This window comes from Emticicia sp. SJ17W-69 (assembly GCF_051209875.1).
Taxonomy (GTDB): domain Bacteria; phylum Bacteroidota; class Bacteroidia; order Cytophagales; family Spirosomataceae; genus Emticicia.
On the sequence record NZ_JBNTQY010000001.1, the window covers coordinates 1659566 to 1674508 of the forward strand.

Below are 14943 nucleotides of genomic sequence, written 5' to 3' on the forward strand. Positions count from 1 at the left end.
TAACTTATATTGTGTAGTTTACGATTAATACTTGTGTTCTTGTAAGTAAGTCAATACTGCATCACGGCTTCTAAGATTAACACCTTCTGCTTGCAAGTTTACTAAATTTGATTTCTCAATTACTACATAAGAGAAAACAAGGTCAGTTTGAGGTGCATAACTTTTACTACCACCGATAGCTGCGGTTTGAGAAACATAATACAAGTTTAGTTTTCCAGTTTCGATACCAAAATTTACTTGTTCAGTCGAACCGTCAGTTTCTTTGATCACTACACGTGGTAGGGCAATAAATTGTGTACCTACTTTAACATAAGCAAAAACAAAAGTAGTTGCTTTGATGTTTGCGTCAGTTACCACAAAAGTACCAGTTTTGCCAGTCGAACCTGTTCCAAGACCAGGAGCATCAATTGTTTTCCAATCACTTGCTTTTACTGTTACTTCGCTACCTTTTACATTAGCGTTACCGTCTTTACCATTTGTGCCGTTTGTACCATTTGTACCGTCTTTACCATTTGTACCGTTTGTACCTGCTGCACCTTGTGCACCAGTTGCACCAGCTGGTCCAACAGGCCCTTGATCTCCTTTACACGACCACAAAGCAACCGATAATGTTAGTGTTACCACTGAAAGAACTCTATAAAATTTGTTCATGATTTGATGGGTTTTGATTTTTTGGCTTCAGTTACGTAGCAATATTATTGAAATTTGTTCAACTTTGCAAACGCTAATATCGCTTTATTTATTTTACGGCAAAAATTTTTTCAAGAAAAATTAACCCCTCATATTAGCAATGAGTTTTTTTTGCTAAAAACAAGTTGAAATTATTAAATTTAGTGCCGTCGTATATATATTATCAAATTATCAAATCTGTTTATCTTACTTAAATATGCAAAATTTAGATTGTCTCAACCAAGTTGCCGAATTTCATCGTACTTTCAAACATCCAATTTTAGATACTCCTCAAATTCCTTCTAAGCAACGAAGTGATTTACGGGTATTGCTTATTGCCGAAGAATTAAAAGAATTACAAGAAGCAATTGATAATAATGATATAGTTGAAGTTGCCGATGCCTTGGCCGATATACAATATGTTTTGGCAGGTGCAATTTTAGAATTTGGTTTAGGTGAAAAGTTTAGAGAGCTTTTTGATGAAGTTCAACGATCAAATATGAGCAAAGCTTGCGAGAGTGTTGAAGAAGCCGAAGCTACCATTAATTATTATGCCTCTGAAAAAGGAACGGAAGCATATTACAAAGAAATTGAAGGTAAGTTTTTGGTTTATCGAAAAGGTGATGATAAAACACTCAAAAATATCAATTATTCACCCGCTGATTTGAAGAGCATCATAAACCCTTCTTGAAATTGTGATTTTTGTTATTAGATAAAATTGTAATGAATATTATGAGTAAAACTTTAGGAGCTGCAAGTGGAAGATTTCTTCGCTATGTGCAAATTGATACCCAATCCGACCCCAACTCGAAATCAAATCCATCTACTGAAAAGCAGAAGGATTTGAGCAGAGTTTTGGTTCAAGAATTATTAGATATGGGTATCAAAGATGCCCACTTAGACGAATGGGGTTATGTTTACGCTACGATTCCCAGTAATTCTATGAAAAAAGTGTCAACTATTTGTTTTTGTTCGCACGTTGATACTTCACCCGATTGTAGTGGGGCAGGGGTAAAACCACTGGTGCATTTCAATTGGGATGGCTCTGATATTATTTTGCCTGAGGATACCTCTCAAATTATTAAAGTTTCGGAACATCCTGATTTAAAAAATCAAATTGGGAATGATATTATTACGGCCAGTGGAACGACCCTTTTAGGGGCGGATAATAAAGCTGGAGTAGCTGAAATTATGGCAGCGGCTTATTATTTAATGCAAAACCCTACTGTAAAACATGGAACAATCAAAATACTTTTCACGCCAGATGAAGAAGTTGGAAGAGGAACGGAAAAAGTTGATTTGAACAAGCTTGGTGCTGATTTTGCTTATACGATGGATGGAGAAAGTCTTGGTACACTTGAAGACGAAACGTTTTCGGCCGATGCAGTAAGTTTAACGATTCATGGAGTAAGCACACACCCAGGTTTTGCGAAAGGGAAACTCGAAAATGCGATGAAAATTGCGGGTGATATTTTGTCAGCCTTGCCAAAAGATAGTCTTTCACCCGAAACTACTGAAAATATGGAAGGATTTATTCATCCGACCCAAATTTCAGGTATTCAAGAATCGGTCAAACTTGATTTTATTATCAGAGATTTTACTGTTGTTGGTCTTCACGAAAAAGAAAATTTCTTGCAAAAAATTGTTAATCAGGTGCTTATAAATTACCCAAACTCAAGCGTAGATTTCAAAGTATTTGAGCAATACCGCAATATGAAAGAAGTTTTGGTCAATTACCCTCAAGTGGTTGATTATGCTTTGGAAGCTATCAAAAGAGCTGGTTTAAAACCTGAAAGACGAAGCATTCGTGGTGGAACTGACGGCTCTCGTTTGTCATTTATGGGTTTACCTTGCCCTAATATTTTTGCAGGCGAGCATGCTTTTCACTCAAAATTAGAGTGGGTTTCGGTGCAAGATATGGAAAAAGCAACCGAAGTAATCATCAATTTGGTGCAGATTTGGGAAGAAAATGCACACTAAATTAGGAGTCAATAGTTTTTAGTCGGTAGTCCACAGAATAATTTAAACATACCTATTCAATAGAAAAATGTCAATTGTAGAAAATATTCAATACATTGAAAACCAAGTAGTTAGCAAAGGCGTAACGCTGATTGCTGTTTCAAAAACTAAACCTGTTGAAATGCTCATGGAAGCATACAATGCAGGTTTTAAGCGTTTTGGTGAAAATTATGTGCAGGAATTAGTCGAAAAGTATGAATCAATGCCAAAAGACATTGAATGGCATTTTATTGGGCATTTGCAGTCGAATAAAGTAAAGTATATTGCTCCATTTGTGAGTTTGATTCACTCAGTTGATAGCCTAAAATTATTGCAAGAAATCAATAAACAAGCTGCCAAAAATAGTCGAATGATTGACTGTTTGTTACAAATTTATATTGCCGAAGAAGACACCAAAAGTGGGATGACCGAAGAAGAATGTTTAGCAATTCTTCAACCTGAAACTTTAAAAAGCCTACCAAACATAAGAATTGTAGGTCTTATGGGCATGACAACGCTAACCGACGATGAAACCCAAATCAAAAAAGAGTTTAGAAAATTGAAAGATTTTAGTAAAAAACTCAGAACTCAGAACTCAGAACTCAGAATTCTATCCATGGGCATGAGTGGTGATTATGAAATTGCTATTGAAGAGGGTAGTACTATGATAAGAGTAGGTAGCAAGATTTTTGGTGGTCGAATTTATCAAAAATAATAGAACCGCAGAGGTGGCCCGTACTGATTCTTATGATTTTTAAGATAAAATATGATTATTTACAAGTATATCAAAGAAGCACAATTATCATAGGAATCAACGGTCTATATTTGTAGGCTATAAAAGCTTGTTTTTCTCGAAGGCAATAGGGAATATTGTACTTAGAAAAATCTAAGAATTTAATTCGAATAGAAAACTTTGAGTTAATTACCACTACAAAAAAGATACAAATCTTGACATTAAAAACAACTTATAAAAATGTTCGATAATAAAGATTACTCTAAAATGACACTTGAAGAATTACTGTCAGAAGAGAAAAAAATGAAATCACAAAAAATCCCAACGGCTGTGTTTATTGGTCTGCTAATTGGCATTGCAATTTATTCTGCAACACATCAGGGTTTTATTCTTCCTGTCATTTTGTTTATTATTGCTTTTCTGATTGGTTCCAGAAATTCAAAAACCATGAAGAACATTCAAGCGGAGATAAACCGCAGAAATACGGTTGGTTAATTAGCATTTGCAATGTTTCCGTTCCTTAAGAGTCTCCTGAAAGGGACTCTTAGGGAATCGGACTTCTACAAACTAAAGAATTTAATACAAAAAAAGGCTGAATGTGAGAAAACCATTTTTAAATTTAAGTATCACCCCGCCTGAAAACATCTCATACTTAGGCTTCCCATTTCGAGACCTTTGTAAGTATATTTGATTTCTTCTTTTGGGTTAATCAACCCTACGCTATAAACCATCGGTAAATAATGGTCAATTGAAGGATGAGCCATTGAGCCAATATTTCCAAAAGTCTTGAAATCAGCTAAATCAGCAAATTTACCTTGATTGAGCTTGCTTTCTACAATTGTATCAAATTCTACTGCCCAATCATAAGGCTTTGGGTTGGTTTCTCCCCATTTTACTTGTCTGAGATTATGCACAATATTACCACTTGAAAGTATCAAAACCCCTTTGTTTCTAAGGTTTTGCAATTCCTTTGCCAATTCAAAATGATATTGTGCTGGTTTTGAATAATCAATGCTCATCTGAAAAGTAGGAATATCGGCCGCAGGATAAATATGGCGAAGCACAGTCCATGCACCGTGATCGAGTCCCATTTGGTGTTCTTCCAAAATTCCAATTGATTTTACTTCACTAATTACTTCTTTGGCAAACTCAGGCGAGCCTTTTGGCTCGTATTTGACTTTGTATAATTCTTCAGGAAAACCACCAAAATCATAAATCGTTTTTGGAAAAGGATTAACTGAAACATACGTTTTATTCATTGTCAGCCAATGGGCTGAAATCACTAAAATCGCTTTTGGACGTTCGATATTTTTGCCTAAAAGAGCCAAACTATCGGTAAAAGCATTGTCGGCAAGAGCATTCATCGGACTTCCGTGTCCGATGAAAACAACAGGCATTTTCTCCGATTTTGGAAAATTGTCTGATATATTTTTTAATTCGTTTAAGTTCATGTTTGATATTGTAAAAGGTAAAATACCCAATGTTTTCAAAAAATCTTTTCTTTTCATTTTATGAGCGATTAGCTGTTAGCTAAAAAAAGGTTTTTATAATAAAAAATAAAGCTAATAGCAAATCGCTAACAGCTAATACCTGTATTACTCTTCCAAAACTCCAAATTTTCCTTTCGCCAAATCATCATAGGCTTGTAAGATTTCGGCTTTAGTATTCATCAAAAACGGACCATAAGGGAAAATCGGTTCGTTGATTGGTTCACCGCTCAAAAGTAATAAAATCGCATCTTCAATCGCATCGATTTTTATATTTGTTCCATCATTTCTAAACAAAATAAAATTATCAGTAGGGGCAGTTTCTCCATCGTTTGCTTTTGCACTTCCTTCAATAACCAATATACCAGTATTGTGTTTTTCGGGCAAAGAAATGTCAATAGAAACACCTTTTTTGATTTTTATATTGTACATGTTCATGGGTGTAAACGTTGATGCTGCCCCTTTAATTCCTTTATATTCGCCTGCAATTACTTCTACAACTCCTTGATTATCAGGTAAGTAATGTTTTCCTAACTGATTGTTTTCTATTCCCTGATATTTGGGCGTTGTCATCTTGTCTTTGGCTGGTAAATTTACCCAAAGTTGCACCATTTGAAACAAGCCACCAGCTTTACTAAATTCTTTTTCGTGGTATTCTTTGTGCAAAACGCCACTTCCTGCTGTCATCCACTGAATATCACCTTCGCCAATCACACCATGATTTCCTGAGCTATCGTGGTGAGCAACCTTGCCATTGTAGGCAATCGTCACTGTTTCAAAACCTCGATGAGGATGTACACCCACACCTCTTGGCTCTTCTTTTGGTGAAAATTCTACTTTAGAATTATAGTCAAGCATGAAAAATGGACTCATGCGTTGTAAGCCCAAATTATAACCACTTGGGAAAAAATTATGTACCCTGAAACCATCACCAACCATGTGAGCAGGCGGAGGAGTTAATATTTGCTGAACTGATTTTATATTTTCCATTTTGTGTCTGAATTTTAATATATACAATTACATTATATGTAAATACAACTATATTTTTCTGAATAGAGTTCCACGAGAATTATTTTTTATTTAACTTCACAAAACATTTTGAAAATCGTTTCAAATCAGCCTATTTCAAGCCAATGAAAATCAAAATTATTACTTTATTTTTTCTGTATCTAATTGCACAATGTAAGACAAACGAATCTTTGGCGATGTTTATGGAAGGACATGATTTGAACATACAAATGATTCCAATTGGTGGAAATTCATGGACAATTAATGGTGGAGAAATTACTGATAAAGGCTTAGTAGATTGGACAAATAAGCAGACAATTTGTCGAACGTATTTTAAATTGGCTCAGAAAGGAACACTTAAATTATCGTTATTTTTGAATACTAAAGGTGGAAAAAGTAAACTTAATGTGAGTATTTTAGGTAAAACATTTGAAGTTTTGGCAGAAGGGGGGGGCGAAAAGGAATATTTTGTTGGTGAATGGAATATTTCTCAAGCGGGGTATATTTCTGTTGATATTACTGGTATTTCTAAAACAAGCAGCATTTTTGGTATAATTTCTAACTTAGCGGTAAGCGGAAGTGCCATAACATCAGAATTATCTTATGTAAAAAACAATGTGGGAAATTACTTTTATTGGGGCAGAAGAGGCCCATCAGTACATCTGCGTTATGCTTCTGAAGGCGTTGAAAATATAGAATGGTTTTATAATGAAATCACCGTACCTAAAAATAATGATGTCATGGGTTCATATTTTATGGCAAATGGTTTTGGAGAAGGATATTTTGGCATGCAAGTAAATTCGGAAAATGAGCGACGCATATTGTTTTCGGTTTGGAGTCCCTTTACTACTGATAACCCTAAAACGATTCCAGAAGACCAAAAGATACTTTTATTAAAAAAAGGAGCCGATGTTTATACAGGTGAATTTGGCAATGAAGGTTCGGGAGGTCAAAGCTATTTAAAGTATAATTGGAAAGCCAATAATACTTATAAATTTCTACTTCAAGGAAAACCAACTGCCGATAATTATACCATTTATACCGCTTATTTTTTCGCACCCGAAGAAAATCAATGGCGATTAATTGCAAGTTTTAAACGCCCTAAAACATCAACTTATCTAAAAAATTTGTATTCTTTTCTTGAAAACTTTATTCCAGAAACTGGCAATCAAGAACGAATGGGATATTTTGACAATCAATGGGTTTTTAATTCAAAAGTTGGTTGGACTGAGTTGAATCAGGTAACTTTGACTGCTGACAATACGGCGAAAAAATCTTATCGGCTTGACTATGCTGGCGGAGAAAAAGATGGGAGATTTTATCTAAGAAACTGTGGTTTTTTTAATGATAATACTTTACTTAATCAGAAATTTACAAGAAAATTAAAAGCAAAGTCGCCAATGATTGATTTCTCAAAATTACCTTAAAATTATTGTGGTAGAATAAGCAACTAAGCCATTTGTTTTTTATGTAATTTCACAAATAATTTTAAAATTCATCAATAATGAATAAATTTTTTCTGCAAGCTGGTTCGCTATTAGGAGCGATTGGTGTTATGGTCGGTGCATTTGGAGCTCATGCTCTCAAACCGATGCTCGTTGCAAGTGGTAGATTTGAAACCTTTGAAACAGCAGTAAGATACCAATTTTACCATGCTTTGGCCTTAGTTATAGTAGGTATGCTGGCAAAAGAATTTTCTGCCAAAACACTAAATTATAGCAGTTATTGTTTTTTAATTGGAACTTTGATTTTTAGTGGCTCTTTATATCTCATTTGTTTTACAGGAATAACCGCATTCGGAGCGGTAGCACCCATTGGTGGAACATTATTGGTTGTGGCTTGGCTACTGCTTTTTTGGACAGTTTTGAAAAAATAAGGAATTTTTTGAGTGACGAATGAAGATTTACGAATGACGAATATTTGTGCCGAGTGAGTGCTGAACATTTCTTATTCATCATTTAATATTCGTAACTCGTCATTCGTAAATTTTCATTCGTTAATCGTAATTTGTACCTTATCATTCTCAACTAATGTACCAAAACCAATTTCAAACTCAATTCCACTACTTCGCCCATATTTTGGCAATCTAAAAAGAGATTGTTATTATAATGACGAGCCAATTCTTTTCTTAAACTATCAAGGTTTTCGGGTAATGAAAGTGTATCTTTTTTCATGGTTTCTATCAAATCATGGATTCTTCCTTTTTCTTCTCTTAGTCGGTTCGCTATCAAAGTTCGCTCTTCAGCTTGGTATTGTTTCACTGACTCAGGCGTGAGTGATTCCATTCCCATTTCTATGAGAGGATTGTTTTGTTTAAAAAACTGAGGCATATAGACCGATTTACTTGCTTCATAAGATTGCTGGTCGAAATCAATGGCACGTAAACGATAGTGAAAATCTTCAAAATCAGGTGTAATAATAATTACAAAGTTGGCAGAGTGCATATCGCCCAAAAGTCTTACAAAACATCTTTCATTGAATTTGATAAACTCTTTTGCTAAACGTATAGGATTTAAATTGGCATCGTTTAGGTGGTTATTCATAAACTGGTCGGCAGGAATACCAGCGATGTGCTCTTCTACCAGTGTATCTTCGTGTGTACAATAACTGATGACATTGGGTGAAAGTAGGTGTTCCAGTTCGAGGCCATAAATGCGTGAAGCATCTGCTTGTTTGATATAGAAATAATCGTGATTATCGTTTATTCTATTCACAATTCTGATTCTGAAAGGCTTGGTATTGGCGTAAGTACAAGTATCAACCCTATCTACTACCAAATGTTTGATAACTGATGCGTCACCATCGGTCTTAAGGTCGGCATAAATAATTTTAAGAGCTTCATATATTTCATGCAAGTCGCTTTGAGGATACATGACAGTTTCCCAAAGTGTATCTTTTCCTTTCTTATCATAGAGTGGGAAAGCATTGTCATAACGCAGTAAATCACTATATTTAATAGGCAAATCCTTTTCTCGACCATACTTGCTAAGGTACTTACGCAAACGATGTGAAATCTTGAATGGTATTTTCTTTTTTGTGATTAAAGCCATGATAGAGGATTTATGAATTAGGAGTAAAGATTGATGAATTACAAACTATATAAAATAAATTATTCGCAATAAATTATAATTTAAAGAGAATACTGAATACATATAAAACCTAAAATGAACTTCGTGCAAAGTAGTCATTCGTTTAGAAAATTACGAAAAAAATACATAAGTTTTTCTTGTTTTGTGTGAAAACATTCAATAAAAAACTAACTTTGCCGTTAATAAACCTGAACTATTAATACTAAAATTCCTATGGAACAGATGCAAGAAAGAAAAAGTAATACAGCAATGACAGCAGGGCTTGTGCTGGCATGTGCATTAGCAGCCCTTTTCGGCTTCCTATATTTTAATGCTCGCCAAGATATTGATGCAAAAAACGTTGATATTTCATCAAAAACAAAAGAGCTATTGATTACCAATACCAAACTTGACTCTATTTCAGCTCAATTAGATGCTAAAATTGCAGAAGTTGCATCTTTGGGTGGGCAAGTTGCTGATTTGGAAGCATTGAAAGCTCAATTGGAGAAAGATAAGAAAAACTTGGTAAATGCGAAAAACGTAAGTATCAAAGATTACGAGACTAAAATCAAAGGTTATGAAGCTGCTTTAACAGCAAAAGATGTTGAAATTGCGAAGTTGAGAGAGGAAAATGCTCAATTATCCACGGAAGTAAAAACCTTGGGTAATGAAAACTCTACCTTAAAAACTGACGTTTCTACTTTAAAAACAGATAAACAAGCTCTTGCGGATTCGGTTTATGCAACGACGGTTAAAAACAGAGCATTGGCCGAAAAAGTAACGCTTGCGGCGGCTTTGAAAGCAATGAATGTAAATGTAAATGCAATCAATTCTCGTGGTAAAGAGCGTGAAGGTGGTGAATATAAAGCAAAACGTGTAGAAAAAGTAAAAATTTCTTTCAAATTAATGGAAAACCCATTGACTAAAAAAGAAGACAAAGTGATTTACATGCGTATGCTTGACCCACAAGGAAATGTTATTTCTGACATGGCAACTGGCTCTGGTGCATTTATGTTTGGAGGTAAAGAAATGGTTTATACAGCTAAACAATCTGTAGAATACGATAATTCAGGTCAAAATGTCGATTTTATTTATTCTCGTGGTGCAAGCTACTCGAAAGGAAAATATTCAATCGAACTTTATTCTGAAGGATTTAATATCGGTCGTGGTTCTTTTGAGGTGAAGTAACTAAACACAATATAAAAAAGTCCCTTGCAGCTTTGCTGCAAGGGACTTTTTTATGATTTAGATGGTTCAAACTTTGAAGAAAATGGTTTATTTGGGCAATTTTACAAACATATCTTTGCTATTTTCACCAGCTAAATCTGACTCATGAAGTTGAATTGCTTGCGTAGTCAATTGTCTTGCTGAAGCTTGACGTGCATTTGACAAAGCTTGAGCAGGCGTACCTGTAATCACTTCTAATGCTTTCTTTAATAAAGTTTCAGATTCATCACCCCAAGGTTTGTATGGATAAATATTATCGGTAACCAAGTAGTCAGGAGCAAATCCATCTTTTGTTCCGTAGGCTGATTCACCTTTTGAATTTTTAGTTTTCAATACAATAGGTTGCATTCCCCAAGTCCAACGAACGGGGTTGTTTTCATCCTTCAGTGTGATAGAAGCCACATTTTTTCCATAAGTATGTTCCCCAATAATAATTACATCCATATAAGGTCTAAGGCTATTGATGACAAGCTCACTGGCAGAAGCTGTACCATTGGAAGTAAGAACAAACACTCGATTGAGTGTTCCCAAATTATTTGTTTGATTGCTAAATTTGGTTGGATTGGCTACACTCGGATATTTCTTGGTAATATTGGCATTCCATTCATCTTGATGAATGATATTATTTGTACTTAAATTCTTGACAAGTAAAGATGAAAGAATATCTGCAGAAGCCACCGAACCACCGCCATTGGTACGTAGATCTAATACAAATTCATTTACACCTTTTGCCTTTAATTCGCCAAAAACAGTTTTTAATTTAGTGTCATAATCTGCCAAAAACTGCGTATAAACCAAATAACCTATTTTTTTGTCGCCTTTTTCAATCACTTTCCAAAAATGTACAGGGTCGTTTTGCACAACAGCTTTGGTCGCTTGCAGTGTTTTTCCTGATAAAACAAAACTTCCATTCTTTAATTCTCCAAGTCCAAAAGTAGCTGTTTCGACATTTGCCAAAATAGTGGCAAAATTATCTTTGTTGATTTGAGTACCGTTGACAGTCAAAATAATATCACCACGTTTGAGTCCTGCTTTATCCATCGGACTATTTGCAATAACATAAGAAACAAAAAAACCGACATTAGTCTGTGTATTATCTAAAAATACCGAAGTCCTTGTAAATCCGAACGCTGTACTAACGCCCGACAAAGAATTAGTTAAATCTGTAATGTTTTCACGAATCCATGAAAAACGGTCAGTGTTTGGATAATCATTGAGCAATGAATAAAAATAGTATTTCTTTGTGTCGATTTCGGAATCGCTTCCTGTAAGTAGCCTTAAATTAGTACTTGCTTTGGCAGGCATATTATCCGCCCATAAGTACCATTCTTTCAATTGGTCATAAACCCAGCTATTGGCAGCTTTGTTGGCATCTGATGCTCCTGCTGGTTCGTCTGCTGGAATAGTTGTAGTGGCATTTGATGGGTCTAAGGTATCTTTTTTGCAAGATACGAAGCTAATAACCACGAAAAACAACAAAAAGAGTGATTTTATTTGTAAAATTTTCATATGAATTTAGTTTTTTATGTTTAGACGTAAAGACCAAGCGATTGGTTGCGGAAAATGTTTTATTTTAGCAATTTTAATCTGGTTTTATTGTTTTAGAATCTCCTTCAAATTGCCTTTTATATTTTTCACGATGGTATCTAAAGCCAAATCATTGGTGTCTGTTCCAAATGGTTCTTCGATTTCTTCGGCCATTATTTCTATGCCTGCAAACGCATAAAATACTAATGTAACGATAGGAATCGACCAAAATTTGAAATCTAAAACAACCGTAAGCGGCATCGTGAAAACATAGAAAAAAATAATTTTTTTAATAAAAATATTATATGAAATCGGAATAGGCGTATTTTTTATTCGTTCACAAGCTCCAAGATTATCAGCAAAAGAAGCCAATTCATTATTCAATACAATCAATTGTTCGCCATTGATACTTCCATCTTTATGCAGTTTATTAATTTCTCGGTACATGGCTTGCCCAATTCTATTTGGGATATGCTTAATGTCAGCATAATAAGCATCATTGTAAAGAGAAGTTTGCTCTAAAGCATGTGGTCTTCCTCGCAAATGATCTTTGACTGATTGTATATAATTGCCAATCAAAACTCTAAATGTTTCTTTTGCTTCGTGCTGTTCTGGTAAAAAAGCATCAAGTTTCAAGGCTAAATTGCGTGAATTATTGGTAAATGCTCCCCAAATTTTTCGACCTTCCCACCAACGATCATAAGCGGTATTGGTACGAAAAACCAAAAGTAAAGAAAGGACAAATCCAATCAAAGAGTGAATTACTAATGGATTTTTAACTGGATTATAATGAAAAATTTCATTTTCAATAAAAGCAAAAATTGCTGTATAAGCTGCCAAACCAAGCATGGCTGGAAAAAGTTTACGAAAAGTATCAGCTTTGTGGAGATAAAAGATGAACTTCCACCAATTTGAAGGATTATAATGAGTCATAAATGTTTGTGGGGCGATTTTTAAATCGCTTTTTTTTAAGTTTTCGCAACAAATATAAACTTTTTTCAAAAATATTTGGGTGTAATAAAATGAATATCGTAATATTACGATGAATCTAAAGTTTAATACCAGCTTTGTAAACATTATTTAATTTATCAAATAAATACAATGGAAACATTTTTTACTGAAGCCTCTGATAAACAAAGAAAACAAGCAATTTTGCTTTTGGAACAAGCTCAACTGCCTACAAAAGATATTGATGAAAGTGTAAAATTATTTGTTCTTCAAAGCGAGCAAGAAGTTATTGGTACAGGTGGCCTTGAACAGATGAATGATTATGGTTTGCTTCGGTCGGTGAGTGTGAAAGAATCAGAAAAGGGGAGAGGTTTCGGACAAAAAATAACACAATCTATCGAAAATTATGCTAAGTTAATTGGTATCAAAGAGTTGTATTTACTGACCAATACCGCAAAAGATTTCTTTGATAAAAAAGAAAACTACGAAGTTGTTAATCGAGATTTAGTACCAAAGGAGATTCAAGAAAGTACACAATTTGCGGGTATTTGCCCTTCATCAGCTACTGTAATGCGAAAAAAACTTGTGTAGATTTTGGTAATGGTAAAGACTAAAATTTTAAAAAAAATTTTGCTGAAATATTAGATCAGAATTGACTGTTTCTTGGATAAGCGAGCATACACAACAAATGGATTTTTTTGTGATGACCTTTGTTTTTAAGAACTTTTTCAGAAAAAATTAAGTTTTTTGTCAGAATGCGTGTACCTTGCATGCACAAACCATTGAATATATGAAAAAAAACCTTTACTTGATTCGTCATGCAACTGCCGAAGATGGTGGTAATACACCCATGTTTCGAGATTTTGACAGAGATCTTATCTCGTCAGGTATCATTGAAGCTGCAAGAATGGGGAAGTTTTTGGCTGAAAAAAACACGCAATTCGATTTAATTATCAGCAGTGCCGCAGAGCGTGCCAAAGCAACCGCAAAAATCTTCGCCGAGCAATTACATTATGATGCAGATGCTATAATATTAGATGAGGCTTTATATGGGGGAGGTGCAAGAACGTATTTGGCAGCGGTAAACCAATTAGAAGAATCGGTAAAGAATGTTGCTATTTTTGGACATAATCCAGATGTAACCTTTTTTTCTGAATACCTCACACGTGCTGATATTGGCAACTCGATGGAGACTTCTGGGGTTGTTGTTTTAGAATTTGAAGATATTAAATGGGCAGAAGTTTCAAGTAAAATGGCAAAATTTATTGCCCACTATTCACCTAAGATGATTCATTCGTAAAATGATATAAAACAATGGCTGAGAATACTTCTAATAAGCGAAATCGGACTATTTTTAGGATAATATTTTTAATTTTTTTGGCAATCGTGATTTATTTTCTCTACGATTTATCTCGCCAAACTACAGCTCCATGGAATAAGAAAAAACAGTTGGAAAGAGCTTTATAATTGAGAACGAAGAATTGAGAATGATTCGTCGCAATAATTTTAAAAGAAAAATGTATAATTCTTAAAACCTAATTCCTAAACACAAAAAAATGCAGTAACTTTCTATCATTGAGCAAGTTACTGCATGACCCCAAAAACTCCAAAAAATCATGACTGCCAAGAGTCATGGGTACTATTTATTAAAGATTTTCAAAAAATTATTGATCAACCAATTTTCTTCTGATTTGAGCATGGCTGTGAGCGAAGTGTCTGCAAAAACAGTAACTTTGCTAATATCATTCACAATTTTTAAGAATTCTTCTTTTTCGGCCGAATCAGGCTTGATTCCTTCTTTCAAATCTTCCATTGCTTCAATCAAAGGTCCGATTTCTCGGCGTCGTCGCTCTTTAGCAATCTGCTTGGCAACTTTCCAAATATCCTTCTCAGCTATGAAATACTCCTTACGTTCGCCAGGAAGGAGTTGTTTGTAAATCAAGCCCCAATCCATCAAATCTCGCAGGTTCATATTTACATTCCCTCTCGAAATTTGTAAATCAGCCATGATCTCATCAGCATTCATAGACTTTGGCGAAAGCAAAAGCAATGCGTGTATCTGTGCCATCGTGCGGTTGATTCCCCACTGGGTGGCAAGCGTACCCCACGTATGGATAAACTTATCTTTTGCTTCTTTTAATTCCATTACTGACATCTTTGTTTTAACTTTTATAATTTTGCACGTAAGCGTATTTGTACCCCAAAGTAAAATAACCTTTTTGAATTTTCAAAATATTCTGAAAGTTTTTTTATTTTTATTTTTTACCGATTATTTGTA

The 14943-nt window shown here is 34.6% G+C and carries 16 protein-coding genes; 9 read left to right on the top strand and 7 right to left on the bottom strand.

Translation table 11 applies throughout. The features are described 5' to 3' along the window. Positions 1–24: 24 nt before the first annotated feature. Positions 25–651: a hypothetical protein gene (locus ACQUQZ_RS06765; protein ID WP_435354074.1), complete on the bottom strand. Its 627-nt coding sequence runs from the start codon at positions 649–651 to the stop codon at positions 25–27. Between the two features lie 235 nt (positions 652–886). Here ACQUQZ_RS06765 and ACQUQZ_RS06770 point away from each other — a divergent pair, with 235 nt between their 5' ends. The 4 genes from ACQUQZ_RS06770 to ACQUQZ_RS06785 all read left to right on the top strand — a co-directional run bounded on the left by ACQUQZ_RS06770 (position 887) and on the right by ACQUQZ_RS06785 (position 3895). Beyond that, on the top strand, positions 887–1360 hold the full coding sequence (locus tag ACQUQZ_RS06770) for a hypothetical protein (protein ID WP_435354075.1): 474 nt from the start codon (positions 887–889) through the stop codon (positions 1358–1360). 41 nt (positions 1361–1401) lie between these two features. Beyond that, on the top strand, positions 1402–2649 hold the full coding sequence (gene pepT, locus ACQUQZ_RS06775) for a peptidase T (RefSeq protein ID WP_435354076.1): 1248 nt from the start codon (positions 1402–1404) through the stop codon (positions 2647–2649). Between the two features lie 67 nt (positions 2650–2716). Further along, positions 2717–3382 carry a YggS family pyridoxal phosphate-dependent enzyme gene (locus tag ACQUQZ_RS06780; RefSeq protein ID WP_435354077.1) on the top strand — a complete coding sequence of 222 codons (666 nt, stop codon included), beginning with the start codon at positions 2717–2719 and terminating at the stop codon, positions 3380–3382. Between the two features lie 258 nt (positions 3383–3640). Then, positions 3641–3895 carry a hypothetical protein gene (locus ACQUQZ_RS06785; protein ID WP_435354078.1) on the top strand — a complete coding sequence of 85 codons (255 nt, stop codon included), beginning with the start codon at positions 3641–3643 and terminating at the stop codon, positions 3893–3895. 131 nt (positions 3896–4026) lie between these two features. Here the strand turns inward: ACQUQZ_RS06785 and ygiD are convergent, their stop codons facing one another. Together ygiD and ACQUQZ_RS06795 are read right to left on the bottom strand one after the other, a co-directional pair. After that, complete coding sequence (ygiD, locus tag ACQUQZ_RS06790) at positions 4027–4908, bottom strand: 4,5-DOPA dioxygenase extradiol (protein WP_435354080.1); 882 nt, start codon at positions 4906–4908, stop codon at positions 4027–4029. Between the two features lie 87 nt (positions 4909–4995). Next, a complete protein-coding gene (locus ACQUQZ_RS06795; RefSeq protein ID WP_435354081.1) occupies positions 4996–5877 on the bottom strand; it encodes a pirin family protein in 882 nt (293 codons plus the stop codon). Between the two features lie 143 nt (positions 5878–6020). Here ACQUQZ_RS06795 and ACQUQZ_RS06800 point away from each other — a divergent pair, with 143 nt between their 5' ends. Together ACQUQZ_RS06800 and ACQUQZ_RS06805 are read left to right on the top strand one after the other, a co-directional pair. Further along, positions 6021–7322 (top strand): DUF3472 domain-containing protein, encoded by a 1302-nt coding sequence (locus tag ACQUQZ_RS06800; RefSeq protein WP_435354082.1) that lies wholly within the window; start codon positions 6021–6023, stop codon positions 7320–7322. 77 nt (positions 7323–7399) lie between these two features. Beyond that, positions 7400–7771 (top strand): DUF423 domain-containing protein, encoded by a 372-nt coding sequence (locus ACQUQZ_RS06805; RefSeq protein ID WP_435354083.1) that lies wholly within the window; start codon positions 7400–7402, stop codon positions 7769–7771. Positions 7772–7922: 151 nt separating this feature from the next. Here ACQUQZ_RS06805 and ACQUQZ_RS06810 read toward each other — a convergent pair whose 3' ends face one another. Beyond that, complete coding sequence (locus ACQUQZ_RS06810) at positions 7923–8945, bottom strand: hypothetical protein (protein ID WP_435354084.1); 1023 nt, start codon at positions 8943–8945, stop codon at positions 7923–7925. A 252-nt stretch (positions 8946–9197) separates the two neighbouring features. Between ACQUQZ_RS06810 and ACQUQZ_RS06815 the strand changes: the two genes are divergently transcribed. Then, positions 9198–10151 (top strand): hypothetical protein, encoded by a 954-nt coding sequence (locus ACQUQZ_RS06815; protein WP_435354086.1) that lies wholly within the window; start codon positions 9198–9200, stop codon positions 10149–10151. 87 nt (positions 10152–10238) lie between these two features. Here ACQUQZ_RS06815 and ACQUQZ_RS06820 read toward each other — a convergent pair whose 3' ends face one another. Both ACQUQZ_RS06820 and ACQUQZ_RS06825 read right to left on the bottom strand, forming a co-directional pair. Further along, positions 10239–11699, bottom strand: a complete 1461-nt coding sequence (locus ACQUQZ_RS06820) for a S41 family peptidase (RefSeq protein ID WP_435354087.1) — start codon at positions 11697–11699, stop codon at positions 10239–10241. A gap of 84 nt (positions 11700–11783) precedes the next feature. Beyond that, positions 11784–12650 carry a bestrophin family protein gene (locus tag ACQUQZ_RS06825; protein ID WP_435354088.1) on the bottom strand — a complete coding sequence of 289 codons (867 nt, stop codon included), beginning with the start codon at positions 12648–12650 and terminating at the stop codon, positions 11784–11786. 168 nt (positions 12651–12818) lie between these two features. Between ACQUQZ_RS06825 and arsN2 the strand changes: the two genes are divergently transcribed. Next, positions 12819–13256, top strand: a complete 438-nt coding sequence (arsN2, locus tag ACQUQZ_RS06830) for an arsenic resistance N-acetyltransferase ArsN2 (protein ID WP_435354089.1) — start codon at positions 12819–12821, stop codon at positions 13254–13256. A 199-nt stretch (positions 13257–13455) separates the two neighbouring features. Next, positions 13456–13965, top strand: a complete 510-nt coding sequence (locus ACQUQZ_RS06835) for a SixA phosphatase family protein (RefSeq protein ID WP_435354090.1) — start codon at positions 13456–13458, stop codon at positions 13963–13965. A 339-nt stretch (positions 13966–14304) separates the two neighbouring features. On the opposite strand, the gene ACQUQZ_RS06840 is transcribed toward ACQUQZ_RS06835, so the two are convergent. After that, positions 14305–14811, bottom strand: coding sequence for a GbsR/MarR family transcriptional regulator (locus ACQUQZ_RS06840; protein ID WP_435354091.1), 507 nt, complete (start codon positions 14809–14811; stop codon positions 14305–14307). Positions 14812–14943: the final 132 nt, after the last annotated feature.

Excerpts from the sequence above, each read along its gene's own strand:
- ACQUQZ_RS06765 (WP_435354074.1), bottom strand. The coding sequence starts at position 651 with ATGAACAAATTTTATAGAGTTCTTTCAGTGGTAACACTAACATTATCG.
- ACQUQZ_RS06770 (WP_435354075.1), top strand. The coding sequence starts at position 887 with ATGCAAAATTTAGATTGTCTCAACCAAGTTGCCGAATTTCATCGTACT.
- pepT (WP_435354076.1), top strand. The coding sequence starts at position 1,402 with ATGAGTAAAACTTTAGGAGCTGCAAGTGGAAGATTTCTTCGCTATGTG.
- ACQUQZ_RS06780 (WP_435354077.1), top strand. The coding sequence starts at position 2,717 with ATGTCAATTGTAGAAAATATTCAATACATTGAAAACCAAGTAGTTAGC.
- ACQUQZ_RS06785 (WP_435354078.1), top strand. The coding sequence starts at position 3,641 with ATGTTCGATAATAAAGATTACTCTAAAATGACACTTGAAGAATTACTG.
- ygiD (WP_435354080.1), bottom strand. The coding sequence starts at position 4,908 with ATGAAAAGAAAAGATTTTTTGAAAACATTGGGTATTTTACCTTTTACA.
- ACQUQZ_RS06795 (WP_435354081.1), bottom strand. The coding sequence starts at position 5,877 with ATGGAAAATATAAAATCAGTTCAGCAAATATTAACTCCTCCGCCTGCT.
- ACQUQZ_RS06800 (WP_435354082.1), top strand. The coding sequence starts at position 6,021 with ATGAAAATCAAAATTATTACTTTATTTTTTCTGTATCTAATTGCACAA.
- ACQUQZ_RS06805 (WP_435354083.1), top strand. The coding sequence starts at position 7,400 with ATGAATAAATTTTTTCTGCAAGCTGGTTCGCTATTAGGAGCGATTGGT.
- ACQUQZ_RS06810 (WP_435354084.1), bottom strand. The coding sequence starts at position 8,945 with ATGGCTTTAATCACAAAAAAGAAAATACCATTCAAGATTTCACATCGT.
- ACQUQZ_RS06815 (WP_435354086.1), top strand. The coding sequence starts at position 9,198 with ATGGAACAGATGCAAGAAAGAAAAAGTAATACAGCAATGACAGCAGGG.
- ACQUQZ_RS06820 (WP_435354087.1), bottom strand. The coding sequence starts at position 11,699 with ATGAAAATTTTACAAATAAAATCACTCTTTTTGTTGTTTTTCGTGGTT.
- ACQUQZ_RS06825 (WP_435354088.1), bottom strand. The coding sequence starts at position 12,650 with ATGACTCATTATAATCCTTCAAATTGGTGGAAGTTCATCTTTTATCTC.
- arsN2 (WP_435354089.1), top strand. The coding sequence starts at position 12,819 with ATGGAAACATTTTTTACTGAAGCCTCTGATAAACAAAGAAAACAAGCA.
- ACQUQZ_RS06835 (WP_435354090.1), top strand. The coding sequence starts at position 13,456 with ATGAAAAAAAACCTTTACTTGATTCGTCATGCAACTGCCGAAGATGGT.
- ACQUQZ_RS06840 (WP_435354091.1), bottom strand. The coding sequence starts at position 14,811 with ATGGAATTAAAAGAAGCAAAAGATAAGTTTATCCATACGTGGGGTACG.